The 15,205-nt window shown below is 57.8% G+C and carries 13 protein-coding genes and 1 pseudogene; 5 read left to right on the forward strand and 9 right to left on the reverse strand.

The features are described 5' to 3' along the window. Positions 1 to 131 precede the first annotated feature (131 nt). The 5 genes from ACVWZ1_RS08505 to rpsO all read right to left on the reverse strand — a co-directional run bounded on the left by ACVWZ1_RS08505 (position 132) and on the right by rpsO (position 6,283). Complete coding sequence (locus tag ACVWZ1_RS08505) at positions 132 to 1,913, reverse strand: NADPH-dependent assimilatory sulfite reductase hemoprotein subunit (protein WP_457467093.1); 1,782 nt, start codon at positions 1,911 to 1,913, stop codon at positions 132 to 134. Positions 1,914 to 2,066: 153 nt separating this feature from the next. Continuing rightward, complete coding sequence (locus ACVWZ1_RS08510) at positions 2,067 to 4,094, reverse strand: ABC transporter ATP-binding protein/permease (protein ID WP_457467092.1); 2,028 nt, start codon at positions 4,092 to 4,094, stop codon at positions 2,067 to 2,069. Positions 4,095 to 4,244: 150 nt separating this feature from the next. Next, positions 4,245 to 5,438, reverse strand: a complete 1,194-nt coding sequence (larC, locus tag ACVWZ1_RS08515) for a nickel pincer cofactor biosynthesis protein LarC (protein ID WP_457467107.1) — start codon at positions 5,436 to 5,438, stop codon at positions 4,245 to 4,247. Between the two features lie 95 nt (positions 5,439 to 5,533). Beyond that, the gene (locus tag ACVWZ1_RS08520) at positions 5,534 to 5,971 is read right to left on the reverse strand and encodes a PAM68 family protein (protein ID WP_457467091.1); all 438 of its coding nucleotides are present in this window, start codon (positions 5,969 to 5,971) and stop codon (positions 5,534 to 5,536) included. Between the two features lie 36 nt (positions 5,972 to 6,007). Beyond that, on the reverse strand, positions 6,008 to 6,283 hold the full coding sequence (gene rpsO / locus ACVWZ1_RS08525) for a 30S ribosomal protein S15 (RefSeq protein WP_457467090.1): 276 nt from the start codon (positions 6,281 to 6,283) through the stop codon (positions 6,008 to 6,010). A 92-nt stretch (positions 6,284 to 6,375) separates the two neighbouring features. On the opposite strand from rpsO, the gene ACVWZ1_RS08530 reads away from it, so the two are divergent. Continuing rightward, positions 6,376 to 7,059 carry a HEAT repeat domain-containing protein gene (locus tag ACVWZ1_RS08530; protein ID WP_457467089.1) on the forward strand — a complete coding sequence of 228 codons (684 nt, stop codon included), beginning with the start codon at positions 6,376 to 6,378 and terminating at the stop codon, positions 7,057 to 7,059. Between the two features lie 4 nt (positions 7,060 to 7,063). Here the strand turns inward: ACVWZ1_RS08530 and apcD are convergent, their stop codons facing one another. From apcD to ACVWZ1_RS08550, 4 genes and pseudogenes are all read right to left on the reverse strand, one after another. Beyond that, complete coding sequence (gene apcD, locus ACVWZ1_RS08535; protein ID WP_011431857.1) at positions 7,064 to 7,549, reverse strand: allophycocyanin subunit alpha-B; 486 nt, start codon at positions 7,547 to 7,549, stop codon at positions 7,064 to 7,066. A gap of 191 nt (positions 7,550 to 7,740) precedes the next feature. Continuing rightward, positions 7,741 to 9,066: a type IV pilus twitching motility protein PilT gene (locus ACVWZ1_RS08540; protein ID WP_457467106.1), complete on the reverse strand. Its 1,326-nt coding sequence runs from the start codon at positions 9,064 to 9,066 to the stop codon at positions 7,741 to 7,743. A gap of 271 nt (positions 9,067 to 9,337) precedes the next feature. Next, a pseudogene (folE, locus tag ACVWZ1_RS08545) lies at positions 9,338 to 9,907 on the reverse strand (GTP cyclohydrolase I FolE); the annotation flags it as partial. A gap of 247 nt (positions 9,908 to 10,154) precedes the next feature. Then, entirely contained in the window at positions 10,155 to 10,886 is a 732-nt protein-coding gene (locus ACVWZ1_RS08550; RefSeq protein ID WP_457467088.1) for an SDR family oxidoreductase, read from the reverse strand. 242 nt (positions 10,887 to 11,128) lie between these two features. Here ACVWZ1_RS08550 and ACVWZ1_RS08555 point away from each other — a divergent pair, with 242 nt between their 5' ends. From ACVWZ1_RS08555 to ACVWZ1_RS08570, 4 genes are all read left to right on the forward strand, one after another. Continuing rightward, positions 11,129 to 12,364, forward strand: coding sequence for an ABC transporter ATP-binding protein (locus tag ACVWZ1_RS08555; protein WP_457467087.1), 1,236 nt, complete (start codon positions 11,129 to 11,131; stop codon positions 12,362 to 12,364). 164 nt (positions 12,365 to 12,528) lie between these two features. Beyond that, positions 12,529 to 13,272, forward strand: coding sequence for an NUDIX hydrolase (locus tag ACVWZ1_RS08560; protein WP_457503126.1), 744 nt, complete (start codon positions 12,529 to 12,531; stop codon positions 13,270 to 13,272). Between the two features lie 386 nt (positions 13,273 to 13,658). Beyond that, complete coding sequence (gene trxA / locus ACVWZ1_RS08565; protein ID WP_011431863.1) at positions 13,659 to 14,000, forward strand: thioredoxin; 342 nt, start codon at positions 13,659 to 13,661, stop codon at positions 13,998 to 14,000. A gap of 127 nt (positions 14,001 to 14,127) precedes the next feature. Beyond that, positions 14,128 to 15,198 carry an LOG family protein gene (locus ACVWZ1_RS08570; RefSeq protein ID WP_457503128.1) on the forward strand — a complete coding sequence of 357 codons (1,071 nt, stop codon included), beginning with the start codon at positions 14,128 to 14,130 and terminating at the stop codon, positions 15,196 to 15,198. The last annotated feature ends 7 nt before the right edge of the window (positions 15,199 to 15,205 follow it).

The following is a 15,205-nucleotide window of genomic DNA, read 5'->3' on the forward strand; positions in this document are numbered from 1 at the left end:
AGCCTAGAGGTCAAGCCTACGGCTCGCTTCGCGAACGTGGTTGGCTTGCCAACTGCAGGGCTACCGTTCGCGCCAGCGGGCCGGAGGCCTTAAGCTCGCCCTGTACTGCGAAGCAGTCAGGGTTGGGTAGTTTACGCAAAAACGCCATCCCTTTGCTGCACCTGGGCCCTCAGGTAGGGGATCCCCACCCGATGGCAGTAATCTCCAAAGCTCTCGCCAGGACGGCGCTCCTGCTTGTAGGCCTGCAGGAGAACTCTCATGAGCGGCACGATCTGGCTGATGTGTACCCGATCCTGAAACACTTGCGCCAGGCGATCCCCGCGGGGGCTGGCTCCCAGCCAAATCTGGTAGTAGCCATCGGGGGCGGATCCCACCAATCCCAGCTCGGCCAGGTAGGGTCGGGCACAGCCGTTGGGGCAGCCGGTCATGCGCACCAAAAAGGGCGAATCCTGCAGATCCAGCTCCTGCAACAGCCGATCCAACTGGCGCACCAGCCCCGGCAAAGCCCGCTCCGACTCGGTAATCGCCAACCCACAGGTGGGCAGGGCAGGGCAGGCCATCGACAGCCGCACCAGTTGAGGGATCTCTTCTTTGGAGAGCACCCCGTGGGACTTGAGGATCTGGTTGATGGCCTCCCGCTGGCCATCCTCGATGTCAATAAAGATCACGTCCTGAGTGGGGGTCAGCCGCACGTGCAGAGAAAAGGCTTCCACAATCCGGCGCAGCGCCGTTTTGAGCTGCCGCTCTGGGGTGTCCTGGATGCGGCCATTTTCAATGGAGATGCCCAAAAACCAACGGCCATCCCCCTGCTCGTGCCAGCCTAGGTAGTCGTCGCTGTTGGGGACAAACTTGGGCATGCGCCGGAAGGGCAACAACTTCTCCCCCAGGTACTGCTCGACCACACGGCGAAACTTGCGGATCCCCCAGTCTCTCACCAAGTATTTCAACCGCGCCTGCTTGCGGTCGTGCCGGTTGCCGTAGTCCCGCTGCACAGCCAAAACCGCTTGGCAAACCCGATACACCGCCTCCGGCGGGGCAAAGCAGAGCTTCTGGGCCAGCAAGGGCTGGGTTTCTTCCTTGCCGTGAGTGCGTCCCATCCCGCCACCTACCACGATGTTGAAGCCCTTCAAGTTGCCCTTGCGATCCGTGAGCACAATCAAGCCCAAGTCCTGGGAGTACACATCTACCGTGTTTTCCCCGGCTACGGCGATGGCTGTCTTGAACTTGCGGGGCAAATAGACGGGGCCATACAGGGGTTCTGGCCCCTCCAGGCGCACCCCGTTGCCCACAAACTGCTCTGCTTCCCGCACTTCCTCATCCACCGGTGGGATGGGAACCGGCTCCCCATCCACCCAGATCTCGTAGTAGGCAGAGGTCTTCGGAGCCAACAGATCCGCCAGCTTGCGGGCATACTCTTGGGCATAGCGATAGGCAGGGCGATTTTTGTAGGGGGCAACCGGTGCCATCACGTTGCGGTTGACATCGCCGCAGGCGGCCAGGGTGGATCCCATCTGTTTGAGAATGCTGGCTATGGTGGCCTTGAGGTTTTTCTTGAGGATCCCGTGTAGCTGAAACGTCTGCCGCGTTGTGGCTCGCAGGGTGCCATTGCCGTACTCATCGGCCAGCCGATCCAAGGTCAAATAAAGCTGCGGGGGCACGTGTCCCCCTGAGATGCGGGTGCGCAACATGATGGAATAGGCCCGCTCCAATCCTTCCTGCTTCCGTTGCTGCCGCAGATCCCGGTCATCCTGCTGGTAGGCGCCATGGAACTTGAGCACCTGCACCGCCGCCTCGCTGAAATGGGTGGTGTCTTGGGCCAGCTCCTGCTGAAGGGGATCCCGTAGAAAGTGGCTGTCTGCCTTGATCTGCTCCACCTTGGAGCGCTTGGCCTCGGATGGGATCATGGGGGGCATTGGTGATCTCCGGTAAACCGGTCGGAATACTTGTGAATAACAGGCTATCACCTCCCTTGGGCGGCGTCCAGTTGGAAAAGTCAGCCTCCTATCCGGGTTTTGTCCCAAACCCGCAAAACTTGTTATTTGAGTCAGCTGGAGATGTCGGCGCTTCTAGCTGGCCAGGGCTAGGCGGGCACCATACTCCTGCACCGACCACAGTTGCCAGGCACAATTCCCCTGCAGCTCCAAAACCAGGTCGTGGTAGGCCAAGAGGGTGGGACGATGGCCGACGCTGATGTAGGTGGTGTTCAGGTGTTGCAGCTGCAGGTAGAGCAGTTTTTCGTTGGCCACATCCAGGGCGCTGGTGGCCTCGTCCAAAATGGCGTAGCGGGGCTGGGTGATCAAAATGCGGGCAAAGGCAAGACGCTGCTGTTCCCCTAGGGAGAGAGTGCTGGCCCAGTCTTTCTCCACATCAAAGCCGCCCACCCGCTCCGGCAAGTCTCCCAGGTTCACCTGGGCCAAGACTCGGATGAGATCTTCATCGGTGAGGTCTCGGCGGCGTTTGGGATAGAGCAGTTGATCCCGCAGGGATCCCAGCAGCATGTAGGGCTTCTGGGGCAAAAAGAGCATCTCCTGGGTATCTGGGCGGGCGATGGATCCCTTGCCGTTGGTCCATAGGCCGGCAATGGCCCGCAGCAGAGAGCTTTTGCCGCTGCCGCTAACACCGACAATCAGCAGCCGTTGGTCGGCTTCCAAGGCGAAGGAGAGATCCCGAACCAGGGTTCGTTCTGAATTGGGGGTGAGCAAAGTGACGTGGTTTAGCGCCAATTGCTGGGCAATGCGAGTTTGAATGTTGCTTTCCCGAGCGCCGGTGTGGCGCAGCGCCGGATCTTCCAGAGACTCGTGAAAGGAGCCTAAGCGGTTGATCCCAGCGGCAAAACTGGAAATGCTTTGAATCTGGTTGGCCACAATGGAGAGGGCGCTCAACACCTGGCTGAAGGCAATGGTGGCCTGGGTGATGGTGCCGAAGTCTCGCACGCCGCTGAAATAGAGGGGAGCCACGATGACATAGGGCACAATGCGGGTGAAATAGTTGTAGGCGTATTGGAAAATATCGATGATGGCCTGCCAGATGATCAGCAAATTAAAATTGCGCAAGGCCGCACCAAAGCGATGCAAAATTTGCCTGAGTTCTTGATCCTCTCCCTGGTAGAAGGCAATGGACTCGGCATTATCCCGCACGTGCACTAAGCTGTAGCGAAAATCGGCTTCGTAGCGCAGTTGATCGAAGTTAATTTTGATCAGCTTGCGACCAGCCAAAATGGCGATGGCGGTACCAATGGTGGCATAGACTACCAGCCCCAACGCCAACGGACGAGAAATGCCGTAGAGGATGCCGGTGAAGGCGTAGAGGGTGAGAATCGAGTCAAGGATGTCCAACAGGAAGGAGAGGGTGGTGCCGGTAAAGGAGCGGACATCCTCTGATATACGCTGGTCGGGGTTGTCGATTTCGGTGTTGGCGGCGTTGGAATCCAGCTCGTAGTAAGCCCGCTGATTGAAGTAGCGATCCAGAAAATGATCGGTCAGCCATTCTCGCCAAAACAGCCCTAGCTTGAGGCGAGTGTAGCGGTAGATCACCAAAATGGGAATAGCTGAGATAATCAGCACTCCATAAATAATCAAAAACTGCCAGAAAGTGGGCTCTTCTTTTTGCTGCAGAGCTGTGTCGATAAACCGAAAGATAAAGCTAATCATCACGTTCAGCCGGTTTACCGTCAGCGACAGAAACAGCAAAAAGGTGAGCAGCGCCCACTGCAACCAGCGCTGGCGAAGCTGCCGCCACACTGCCCCAAAACAAAGGCTGCTCAAAGCCAAGCTGACCGAGGCCACCCACAGCACTGGCGAGGACAAGTTTCTCTCCGTTTGCGCCACCAATCCGGCTGCCACATTGGTGAAAAACTCCGGGAACAGGGCCTGACCGACCAAAGTTACCCCAATCTCCACAAAGAACATCAGGGCAACCACAAACACCATGGCCGCTGCCAGCAAGCCCAAAAAGATCCAGCCCCCATAGCGCACTCTGGGGTAAAAGTAGGGCTGGGCCACGGTGATAAACCGATCCCACAGTTTGCGGTCGAAGTTAAATTGAGAGGCTTGGGATTCCATTGTTGTGGTCGGCGGAGAGAGCAAGATCGACATCTCCCAGGCTAGCAGGCCATGGGTGCCAATCTGTGTTCAACAGGAGCGGATTCATTGGGGGTGAAACGCGGATCCCCCTTGTCCCATCCAAACCGTCTTGGCTCTGGGTCTTGCTCACCCACACACCCCTTGCTTAAAGCCAGTGTCCCTTCAACCTTGCAACCGGCTTTGCCAAGCCGATTGGGCCGCCAGCCACACCGTCTGAACCGGCACGTGCAATTCCTGGGCGCGGGCCACACAATCGCGAAACTCCGGCTGAGCGTTGACGATGCGGCCATGGTGGCGGGCTACCTTGATGTCTACCAGGCCGTAAGGGGTTTCCACCCGCTCAATGACCCGCTCCAGTAGGGTGCGCTGCTGTTGGAAGTGGCGAATGCCCAGGGTGGTGGTCTCCCGGAAGATGAGATCTTGACACTCCGGCACCCGATCCGGCGGACAGATAACGGTGAGCAGGATCCCCGGTCGCCCCTGTTTCATGGTGATCGGCTGGGTAAACACGTCCCAGGCCCCCAGGGCCAACAACTGCTCGCAGGTGTAGGCAATCACTTGGGGGTTGAGATCGTCGATTTGGGTTTGCAACACCGATACCGTTTCCGTTAGCTCTCCCCCATCGGCTTCCCCAATCCAGAGACGAAACACGTTGGGAATGGGCAGCTCTTGGGCACCGGCCCCACGCCCCACTTTTTCCACCCGCATCAGCGGACAGGGGCCAAACTCTTCCGCCAACGCCACAGCCAAGGCTGCTCCTGTGGGGGTCACCAGCTCGGCTTCCACCCCGTTGCTGAACACCGGCACGCGGCCCATTTCCCACAACTCGATCACCGCCGGCACCGGCACGGCCAATTTGCCATGCTCTGTGCTCACCCAGCCGCCCCCAATAGGATGGGGGGATGACAACACCCGCTCCACCTGCAGCCAATCCAGGCCGATGCAAGTGCCGACAATATCCACCAAAGCATCCACTGCCCCCACTTCGTGAAAGTGCACTTTTTCCACGGGCACTTGATGGACTTTTGCTTCTGCCTGCGCCAACTTTTCAAACACCGCCAGGCTGCGGGTCTTGATGGCTGGGGAAAGCTGGGATCCGGCAATCAAAGCCTGAATCTCCGACCAGTGCCGAGCAAGGGATCCCCCACTCTGGGATCCCAGCACCTCCACCACAGCTTGCAGAGCAGGCTGCCCACACCGCTGCACCCGGCTCACCTGCAGGCTATATTCCCCCTCGATGCCCAACGCCTGGAGCTGACGGTTGAGGTACTCCAAAGGCACCCCGCAATCCAGCAGGGCTCCTAGACACATATCGCCGGCAATGCCCGCCGCACAGTCGAAGTAGGCTATTTTCATGCTGGAGAACTGGGGGTAGCCGCTGCCGCCGGGATGGATGGGATCCCTCTTGATTGTAGGCAGCAACCGGCCTGGAAAAGGCGATGGGAGAAGAATCAAGCTTCTCCAGAGTCGGAAGATTCAGAAGATCGGGCAGCAGATTCCCGCCACTGTTGGATGACGTTGCCCAAATTGCGCCGAAACTCTCCAATGCCCAGCAGGGATCCGGGCTGGGGATCCCAGGAAGCTGAGAACACACCGTAGCTGATGCCCAAAAAACCAAGGCCAAACAAAGTTAGCGACTCCGCCAAGGTGAAGTAAGGGGGCAGAGGAACCACGTGGTTGGTCAAGAGATAGTAATTCACAAAAAAGCTGCTCAGACCTAGCCCCGAAGGGATCCCAGAAAACACCAGAATCCGCCGCACCATCCGCCGGCTGACCTCAGGGGGAATCACGGCAACAGGCTCCTTCTTGGCCGGCTTCTTCTCCACCTCAACAGAGGCGGAGGGGGAGCGACGGCGAAAGGTTTTGGACTGGCGGCTGGATTTGCCCACGAAGACAGATCTCCGATAGCGTTTTGGATGGGCTGCCTACTTTTTCACCCGGATGTTCAGCCGTTCGGCCAGCTCCCGGAAGCGGTCAGGAGAATGCTTGGCGATGTAGTTGAGCAAACGCTTGCGACGACCGATCATCATCAGCAGGCCGCGGCGGGAGTTGAAATCCTTCGGGTTTCTCTGAAGGTGCTGAGAGAGCTGGTTGATGCGACTGGTGAGCAGAGCCACCTGAACCTCGGCAGAACCGGTGTCGGTGTCGTGCAGTCGATAGCTCTCAATGATCTGCTGCTTCTCTTGTTGCAATAAGGACATAAGATCAAGGGACTGGATGCACTGCTTCAAGATAATAACATCGGCTTTTCCTCCCTCGCTATGGCCGAGGAGGGTTATGGAGAGAATGGGATATGACAACAACCTCTGGGGATCCTCCGGCACTGCCCGCTTTGCTGGAGCTGTTGAGCTCACAAGACTTGGGAAATCGGCTGCGCGCTGTCAACAAAGCCAGAGAACTGCCTGGGCCAGAAGCCCTGACATTGCTGCAGCGAGCGATTCACGACGAGAATGCCCGCGTCCGTTATGCTGCCATCAGCCAGATGGGCACCCTGTCTGGCGTCGATCCGAACCTACTGTTGCCCATTTTGCAGCGCTCTTTGCGAGAGGATCCGGAGTTCGATGTGCGGGCTGCTGCCGCCGCTGCCCTGGGGGATCTCAAGCAGCCACAGGCCCTGGCCGATCTCCTGGAAGCTTATCGGCGAGAAACGGAGTGGCTGGTACGGTTTAGCATCATCGCTGCCCTGGGAGAGCTGGGGAACCCTGCCGCCTTCGACACTCTGGTGGAAGCTTTGCAGGACAAGAGCGAGCTGATCACCACAGCCGCTGCCGCTGCCTTGGGCGATCTGGGGGATCCGCGGGCCATCCCCTACCTGGATCCCCTCATTGATTCCGACGACTGGCAACTGCGCTACCGCGTCTGCATTGCCCTGGCCAAGTTGGGAACAGAAGCCGCTCGCGCCGGACTGACCCGACTGGCCCAGGATTCCCAAGAACAGGTGGCCGTACATGCCCGGGCTGCCTTGGGATCCCTGTAGTTCCCTAGCTCATGGCATTGATGATGTAGTCAAAGTAAGGGGCGGCTTCAGCGGCTGCCGCCGGCTCCAACAAGCTGAGGGCAGCTTCCTTCAAAAAGACAATCGCATCGATCATGCCGGCGATGGGTACGTTGAGGGCATTGTACATTTCCCGCACCCCTATCAGGCCGATAGACTCAATCGGCTCTTTGCTGCCGGCAATAATGCCATAGGTCACCAGACGCAGATACCAGTCGTAATCTCGCAAACATTGGTTGTAGCGCTTGTCACCGTAGGCATTGCCACCGGGTTGCACATACTCGGGCCGCTTGGCGAATAGCTGCTTCTGGGCCTGGTCAATGATGCGCTTTTTGTTTTCTGCTAACACCTGAGCGATTTGCAAGCGCCTCTCGCCGGTGGTCATGTAATTCCTGATGGCTTCCAGTTCGCTAACTGAGAGGTAACGCAGCTGGTCATCTGCGGTCTCGATGATCTGGTTGATCACGCTCACGGTAGGGATTCTCCTGTTTTCTAACTTGCTTTCAATTCGGTTCATCAATTCGCAACCCATCCCCCCAGCCCAAGGTCGGCCCAAGAGATGAGCAGGTAGCTCGGCAAGCCAGCGCCGCCGGCTGCTCCCAGTTTAGGATAGGGCAAACCTTCCCTCAAGCACTTTGGCGTGACTCCATCTCGAGACTGGCCCTAGATCCGGCCTCGCAGCCATTGGGCCATCTCATTGCGGCGTGGGGCAGCCTCCAGACACACCTCTTCGGTAATCCGCCCCTCTTGGTAAAGCCTAAACAGGGATTGATTCATGGTACACATGCCCTCATAGGAGCCGTCGGCGATCAGCTCCTCAATTTCATCCACCGCCCCCCGCTTGATGTAGTCGCGAATGGCATCGGTGTTGCGCATGATCTCGTGGGCCGCAGCTCGCTTGCCATCGGTGGTGCGCACCAGGGTTTGAGCGATGATCGCCACCAGGGTTTCTGCCAGTTGCAGGCGCATCGGCTCCTGTTCTTCCGGCTTGTAAATCCCCAGCAGACGCTCGATGGTGCGGACGGCGCTGTTGGTGTGCAGGGTTCCAAAGACCAAGTGGCCCGTCTGGCCAGCCTTTAGGGCAATATCCACCGTCTCTCGATCCCGCATCTCCCCAATCAGGATGATGTCCGGATCTTCCCGCAGAGAGGCTTTCAGGGCATTGGCAAACTCCAGGGTGTGGATCCCGACCTCCCGCTGCCGCACCATCGATTTCTTGCTCTGGTGGACAAATTCGATGGGATCCTCGATGGAAATGATGTGTTTGGGAAAGTTGGAATTGATGTAGTCCACCATCGCTGCCAAGGTTGTGGACTTACCGGATCCGGTGGGGCCGGTCACCAAAACCAAGCCTTTGTGCTCTTCGGCAATGCGCTTCAAGACTTCCGGCGCCCGCAACTGCTCCAGCGTCAAAATTTTCAACGGGATCAGACGCATCACCATAGCCGGGCCAAGCAAGGAAACAAAGCAGTTGACCCGACAACGCACCAAACCCTCGTACTGGATGGCGGTATCCAGTTCCAAACATTCTTCAAACTGGCGAATTTGGTTCTCCGGCAGGCTTTCCCGCAGCCAGCCATAGAACATCTCGGTGGTGGTGACCGGGTAGTTGGTCAAGAGCATCTGCCCCCGATCCCGAAAGCGAGGCACTTCCCCCACCCCCAAATGAATATCGGAGTAGCCTTTGTCATAGGCTTCCTGCACCAGTTGGCGCAGAGTCAGGCCCGCAGGAGTAGCCGGGGCCACTGGGATCCGACCGGCAGCCGTTGGGCGAGCTGGTGGCGCAAAAGGCGGAGCGGCAGGATTGGGGCTGGGCGGCGGCACTGGAGGCCGAGCAGCAGCCGGGGTGGGCGGGGGCATCTGAGGAGAAGCGGCAGAGCCCGGCACAGGCACCGGTACCTGAGGGGGAGCGACAGCCACACCAGGCGGAAGGGGCCGACCCAGAATGGGGTTGGGGGGGCTTTTGGCGTTGACAGGCCGGGATCCCATCCCTTGGGAAGCTGAACCCAGCACCGGATCCAGTTGCGTTGGGGGCTCCACCGGGGGCGTTTGAGCAGCCGGACGAGACGGACGCTGCATGACCGGCGGAGCCGGGGGCTGCCAATTGGAGTCCAAATCGGTGGGAAACTGGTTTTCGGGGCTGACCTCGCTCATGACAAGCCTCGCTTCTGGCAGGGTTTGAGTCAATCTTAGGCTAGTATTCCCAGCCTGAGCAGAGGGTTAACTCAACCCAACCACCGGCAAAGCTCCGGGAAGCTCCCTAAAAATTGGACGGATGGCGAATAAGACTCAAAAACTCCTCACGGGTACGGGGATCCTCTTGAAACACCCCCACCATCGAGCTGGTGACCGTCCAGGAGCCAGCTTTCTGTACCCCCCGCATCACCATGCACATGTGGGTAGCCTCGATAACCACCCCCACCCCATAGGGATCCAACACCTCCATCAAGGCTTCAGCAATTTGCCGTGTCAGGCGTTCCTGAACCTGCAGGCGACGGGAGTACATCTCGACGATACGGGCAATTTTGCTTAGGCCCACCACCTTTTGCTTGGGGATGTAGGCCACATGGGCTTTGCCGATAAAGGGCAGCAGATGGTGCTCGCACAGGCTAAACAGAGAAACATCCCGCAACAGCACCATCTCGTCATGGCCCTCATCAAAGATGGCACTGTTCAGTAGCTCCTCCAAAGACTGCCGATACCCACTGGTCAAAAACTTCAAAGCCGCAACCACTCGTTCCGGGGTTTTTCGCAGCCCCTCCCGTTGGGGATCCTCCCCGATCCCCCGCAGCAGCGTCTCCACCGCCGCCACCATAGCCGGATCTGAGACATCCGAGCTACCCAATTCTTCTTCCGCAAAAGTGGCTCGATCTCGAATCACCCGAGACTTGAAATGGGCTTTGTCATCCATTCGAGATTGCGAGCCAGATCCGGGTTTTGCAAGGGTCATAGCAGGATATTCCTTGTTGAACGAAAGGCTAAGAGAACTCAGTGCAACTCAGCTCAAGGGGCATCCAGTCAAAAGCTGCGATAGCCAAAACCCTCCCAAGTCACGGGCAACCCCAAACCAGCCAGGTCTAAAAGGCTCCCACCGCAGGCATGAAGGTGAGATCTTCCACCACCGCGCCTGTGGGCAACCGAACAATGTAGGCAATCAAATCGGCTACCCATTCCGGCGAGAGCATTTTGGAGCGGTCGAAGTTGACTCCCACCGTGTCCGTATCCCAGAGGGACGTGTCCACGGCACCAGGGCACAAGCTGGTGACCCGAATGCCATGCTGTCGCTCCTCTTCGGCCAGAGCTTGAGAAAAGCCCATCAGGCCGAACTTGCTGGCACAGTAGGCTCCCCAGTTGGGAAAAGCTCGCTTGCCCGCAATCGAGATGACGTTCACAATCGTGCCGAAGCGCTGCCGGCGCATTCCGGGAAGTACGGCTTGGGCGCACAGAAAAGCTGCCGTCAAGTTCAAGTCGATCACTCGCTGCCAATCCGACAAGGGTAAGGTGGCCAAGGGGCCAACATGGGCTATGCCCGCATTATTGACCAAGACATCGCAGACGCCAAATCGATCCAGGAGAGCCTGCAACTGCTGGGGCAGAGCCGCTAGGTCGGCCAAGTCGATGGGAAAAATCGCTGCCTTGCCGCCCTGGGCTTGGATTTGGGCTTGCACCGCCAGCAGATCAGGTTGGGAACGGGCCACCAGAGCTACTGCTATCCCTTGTCGAGCTAGGGCTAGGGCTACAGCTCTGCCGATCCCTCGACTGGCCCCTGTAATCAGAGCACGTTCGGGAAACTTTGTCTCAAAACTCATTTAGAACAAGCCTCTGGAGTGCGCCACACAAGCAAGCGCCGCCCAGGCCTGAGAAACTTCGTTAACTAAGTTTAACACTGATTTTCCGCTGCTTCGCTTGGAATCAGGGCGAGGCGTAGAAACCTTATTCTGTCCTGCTCAAGATCTGGCTGCTGGCTGTTGGATCTCGATCCGGTTGGACGGGATCCGGGGACATGGTAGTGTGGTAAAAATAGTGAAAATCTTTTGCAACAACAACCGTCATGGCTGAGTTCTTGTTTTCTCCAAGTCCCACTGCCGTGCGCGAGGATCCCTCCTACATCCTTCAGCTCGAGGGCATCAGCAAGGGGTTTCCCGGCCAGCGGCAGTTGGTTTTGCGGGAAGTTGAGTTTCGCCTGCCCCAAGGAGACATCCTCGGCATTGTGGGCCCATCGGGCTGTGGGAAAACCACCTTATTGCGCACCATTGCCGGATTTGAGCAGCCGGATAGCGGGCGGATCCTCCTGGGGGGGCAGGTTGTGGCCGGGGAGGGGCAGTGGATCCCACCGGAGCGACGGGGAGTGGGGTTGGTGTTTCAAGATTTTGCCCTTTTTCCCCACTTGGATGTGTTGGCGAATGTGATGTTTGGCCTACGGCCCACTGTCGTGAATGGCCTACGGTTCACCGGTGTGACCGCGTCAGCGTTGCGCAGCGACCCTCGCTCTCCCCTGGCCGAGTTGCCAAATCCGTCTCAGCAGGCGCGCGAACGAGCTTACGAGGTGTTGCGGTTGGTGGGCCTGGAAGACTACACCCATCGTTATCCCCACGAGCTTTCGGGTGGGCAACAGCAGCGAGTGGCTTTGGCGCGGGCTTTGGCCCCCAAGCCCAGCTTAATTCTGTTGGATGAGCCCCTGAGCAATTTGGATGTGCAGGTGCGCTACTACCTGCGGGAAGAAATCCGCAAAATCCTCAAGCAAACCCAGACCTCGGCCATTTTTGTCACCCACGACCAAGAGGAGGCTCTCTGCCTTTCCGACTGGGTGGCGGTGATGCGGGAAGGCCGTATTGAGCAATGGGGATCCCCGGAGGAGGTCTATCGGGAGCCGGCTACCCGCTTTGTGGCAGAGTTCATTACCCAAGCCAACTTTCTCCGCTGCGAGCGGCGGGAGTTGGGTTGGCAGGCTGAAGAGTTGCTGCACATCCCATTCCAGGCTTTGAGGAATCAGCCCGACCCCGGTTTACGCTGCGCAGAGTTGATGGTTCGCCAGGAGGAGTTGCATTTGCACCCTGATCCTCAGGGAGGCATTGTCATTCGGGATCGGCAGTTTTTGGGACGAGAGTACCGCTATTGCCTGATCACAGAGACCGGCAAAGAACTGCACGCTCTGGCGCGGGAAGCTCTGCCTGTGGGCACGCGGGTTCAGATCGCTGTCAGACAAGGTCGGCTGTTTCCCCTCTCTGAGGGGCCATCTGTGGCTGAAAAAGAGCCAAATCGGGCAAAAGGCAAAAGTGTTGCCTGACATCGAGGTTCTTTTGCACACCCTCGGCAACGCATCTTCCCCCCAGAACACGCAAGCCCTTGCCCCAGACAAGGCTTAGACCGGCAAGACGGTGGTTCATGCCGGCGGCTCCCTCTGGAGCGACAAACTGGGTAGGCTGTTGGTGGAGGATTCGATGCCAAGCTATGCAGGGATCCCGCATCGTGGCAGGCACATCGGAGAACCGGATCGCCATGGCGGAGTTCCGGGTGGGCGTGGATGCGGTCATTTTCTCCATCGATACCGAGCAGAATCGCCTTCTGGTGCTGCTGGTGCGGCGGCGGGAGGATCCCTTCCGCGGTTGCTGGGCTCTGCCGGGAACGCTGGTGCGGCGCTCAGAATCCTTGGAAGCAGCGGCTTATCGCATCTTGGCCGAGAAGATTCGTGTTAGGAACCTCTATCTGGAGCAGCTCTACACCTTTGGGGGGCCGGAGCGGGATCCCCGCGAGGCCGAGGATGCCTATGGGGTGCGCTACCTGTCGGTCAGCTACTTTGCCCTAGTGCGGTTCCAGGATGCTGAATTGCTGGCGGACGGAGTGGAGGGCATTGCCTGGTATCCCGCCGACCAGATTCCCCCCTTGGCCTTTGACCACGAAGAGATTTGCCGCTACGCCCGCCGTCGCCTCTGCGCCAAGTTGGAGTACAGTCCGATTGCCTTTGACATTTTGCCCGCCACCTTCACGCTAGGGGAGGTCTACCAGCTCTACGGCACCGTTTTGGGCGAGGGGTTCTCCGACTACTCCAATTTTCGCGCCCGCCTGCTAAAACTGGGCATTTTGCGGGATACCGGCCAGAAAAGCACCCAAGGCACAGGCAGACCGGCAACCCTCTACCGTTTTGATGCGGCTGCTTTCGAGAAAATCCGTCATAAGCCAATGGTATTTGTCTAAGGGATCCCAGCTCACCAATGCTAATCCGGCCAGTCCAGCCAGATCGTTAACGTTCTCCCCACGGCTAAAGCCGGGGGATTTTTTCCATCGCTCCACGCTCCTCGCGCTTCGTTGCAATGGGCTACACGAGGGCCTATATCCTCGTGGGGGACGCCATCTCCTCAACTACTGAGATGCCAAAACACCCCAGATACTTCTACTTCACCTTTAACGCTGCACCCTTCCATAAGCGGGTGGAGCGAGTCTCCCGTCCTGTCATGAGACGGTGACTTATCCCCAGGCATGAATGCCGGGGCCTGCGACGCCGAGTTTTCGGTCAGCAGCAGCCAGAGAGCTGTGCTAAGATTAGAAACCATGATAGGTATTGTTTCAGGAGTTCTCCAAGCATGTCTGCAGCAATAGATATCGCTGATGCTACCTTTGAGGCAGAGGTGCTGCGCAGCGATATTCCGGTTTTGGTCGATTTTTGGGCACCTTGGTGTGGCCCCTGCCGGATGGTGGCTCCTGTGGTTCAGGAGATAGCTGAGCAGTATGTCGGCAAAGTTAAGGTTGTAAAAATTAATACTGACGAGAACCCTCAAACTGCCAGCCAGTACGGCATTCGCAGCATTCCCACCCTGATGTTGTTCAAGGGCGGCCAGAAGGTGGATGTGGTGGTCGGCGCCGTACCCAAGGCAACTCTGACCACGATCCTGGAAAAGCACTTCGACACACCTGCCGAAGCCTGAGGACAGCCCTGAGGCCAGGAGCCTGGATGTTTCAGAATGTAACTTTTGGGTTCTGCATTGGAACCTGGTTGATATTTTGTGCTGAGAACTGATTAAAGTGAATCCCAGAGAACTTTAGGATCCCAGCTTGACCGATTCTGTTTCTTCCCTTCTGCGAGAGGTTTTTTCCAACGCTGAGACTCGCCTAAAGCAGTTGGAGCATCACCCCAACCGGACAGCCTGGCTGCGTATTTTGCAGTCGCTGCAGCGCATGGGATCCCTAGAGCTGAGCCGTTTGGATGCCAAGATCTTGGCGGCCACTCTTGAGGATCTAGAGCAGGGGTTTGCCGCCTTCCAAAACTACGCTCATCAACGCAAGATCACCGTTTTCGGGTCGGCACGGCTAGGGCCAGAAAGTCCCGAATATCGCCAGGCCCAGTTGTTCGCCCACTGCATCAGTCAACGGGGGTTCATGGTGATGACGGGGGGCGGCAGCGGCATCATGGAAGCCGGCAATCGAGGGGCAGGGCTGGAGAACTCTTTTGGGCTCAACATCCAGCTTCCCTTCGAGCAAATGGCCAATCCCGTCATTGCTGCCAGCGATCGGGTTATCAACTTCAAGTATTTCTTTTCCCGCAAGCTCTTTTTTGTTAAAGAAACTGACGCGCTGGTGCTTTTTCCCGGCGGTTTCGGCACTCAGGATGAAGCCTTTGAATGCCTAACCCTAATGCAAACCGGAAAAACCAAGCTCATGCCCTTGGTGCTGGTAGACAGAACAGGTGGCTGCTACTGGAAAGAATGGGACGAATACGTGCGGGAGCACCTGCTCGGTCGCGGCCTGATCAGCCCAGAGGATCTCTTTCTCTACACCCTAACCGACGATGTGGGAGATGCCTGTCAGCAGATTGTCGATTTTTATCGCGTCTTTCACAGCAATCGCTACGTGCGAGAGCTCCTGGTTTTGCGCTTGAACACTAAACTTTCACCGGAAGCCCTAGAGATTTTAAACGAAGAGTTTGCCGACATTCTCGATTCGGGCCGGATCGAGCAAACTGGGGCTTTGCCGGAGGAAGCCGAGGAAGATATTGCCCATCTGCCACGGCTGGTGATGCACTTCAACCAGCGCAACTTTGGACGGCTATGGCAAATGGTGCACCGGATCAACAAGCTTCACCCGGAGCACCCGGATCCCTTGCAAATGCGCCCTGAACAAAAGTAGATGTATC

Source organism: Thermostichus sp. MS-CIW-25 (assembly GCF_054060015.1).